Genomic DNA, 1,733 nt, shown 5'->3' on the forward strand with positions numbered 1-1,733 from the left:
GCCGCCGTGGTAGGTGATGCGCAGCTTCTCCGGGGTGAGGGTGGCCGCCGCTGGTCCGGAGCCGAACTGGCGGCGGTTGAGCAGCCAGACGCTGTCGCAGGTCAGATGGGCCAGCGCGAGATCGTGCGTGGACATCATGACGCTGGTGCCGGCCGAGCGCACGGCTGCCAGCGCGGACAGCAACGCCTGCTGGGACAGGACGTCCACGCCGTCGAACGGCTCGTCGAGCAGCAGCAGACGCGGCTGCTGGGCGATGGCACGGGCGAGGAGCACCCGCTGGCGCTGCCCGCCGGGCAGCGCCTCGAACCGCTCCCCGGCATGCTGGGCGAGCCCGACCGTTTCCAGGGCGCGTGCCGCGATGGCCCGGTCCGTGCGGGTGGGCCGCCGCACCCAGCCGAGCGAGCGGTAACGACCCATGAGGACGGCCTGGGCGACGGTCACCCGCGGGTCGGGCCCGAGCGCGTCGACCTGCGGGACGTAGGCGACCCGGCGGCGGGCCTGCATCGGTGGGCAGCCGAGTACCGTCACCGATCCGCTCACCACCGGGGCAAGCCCGAGCAGCGCTTTCATCAGCGTCGACTTCCCGGCGCCGTCCGGGCCGATGACGGCCACGATGTGGCCGGCTTCGACCGTTCCGTGGACGTTCTCCAGAACCGGGATCCGGCCGTAGGCGACCGTCGCCCGGTCGAGAACCACGGCCGGGAACGTTCCGCATCCTCGCCTTTCATCCGGTCCGGCCGGTGAATCGGATATGACCCGCGGATCCGACGCGGCCGGACCGATGGGGCTGTCAGGCCGGGCTGGCCACCAGGCGGCCGTGACCACGTCCTGCTCCGCGGGGCCCACCGGCCATACGGCTGATTTCCTGAATGTGGAGCTCGACAACCACCGCGTTGCCTCGGTCATGTTCCGAGACGGTACGACCACCGGACGCGTCCGGCATTGCGGATTGCGTCCCCACCAGTCATCTCACCCGCACAGGCTGATGCGGTCCACGCGGGCACGAACGGCCACGGACCCGCCGCCACGGCCCCGGACTGTGATACCGACCGTATCCAAAAAGGTCATGACAGCGGATATTCGTGACGGCTGGGTGCGGATTCGGCGTCGATCGTCGTGGGTGACGGTCATGATGTGCGGTAGATGATGCTGACCCGTCGGTTCTGGCCACGGCCCGCGGCGTTCTCCGAGCCGTCCGGGTTGGTGTTCGGCGCGACCGGGCTGGCGGCGCCGTGCCCGGTCGCCGAGACGAGGACGCCGGGCGGAGTCTTCGGACGCAGCAGGTTCGCGACGGCGTCCGCCCGTCGCTGGGACAGGATCACGTTGTACGCGGGCGTACCGATGCTGTCGGTGTAGCCGTTGACGATGACCGTGCCGGTCGCCCTGACGAGCTGTGCCGCGATGCCGGCCAGCTGTTCGCGGGCCGCCTCGGTCAGGTTGGCCGAGTCGAACGCGAAGAGCACGTCCGAGCTGATCGTCACGACCACGCCCGCACCGTCACGCCGCTCGGTGCGCAGTGCGACGACGGACCGTTCGATGTCGATCGGCTGGATCGCCGCCGCCGGATCGATCTCCCGGATCGACTCGGTGATCGCCTGGTCGGTCACCGTGGGTGGAGCTGTCGAGGCGTCCGTCGCGGCGTGGGCCGCCGGCGCGCACAGCCACGACAGCACAGCGGTGACCAGCGCCGACACGGCCACGCCGAGACGGGCCGGCACGGGCCTGGCCGGCGT

The 1,733-nt window shown here is 71.1% G+C and carries 2 protein-coding genes; both read right to left on the bottom strand.

Going from position 1 to position 1,733, the window contains the following annotated elements; genetic code table 11:
• Window positions 1-696: metal ABC transporter ATP-binding protein (locus AC5LUJ_RS09040; protein ID WP_493464769.1), on the bottom strand; the 696-nt coding region annotated here is incomplete at its 3' end.
• Window positions 697-1,127: 431 nt separating this feature from the next.
• The gene (locus tag AC5LUJ_RS09045; protein WP_493464773.1) at window positions 1,128-1,718 is read right to left on the bottom strand and encodes an OmpA family protein; all 591 of its coding nucleotides are present in this window, start codon (window positions 1,716-1,718) and stop codon (window positions 1,128-1,130) included.
• Window positions 1,719-1,733: the final 15 nt, after the last annotated feature.

Source organism: Protofrankia sp. CiP1_Cm_nod3, assembly GCF_982290655.1.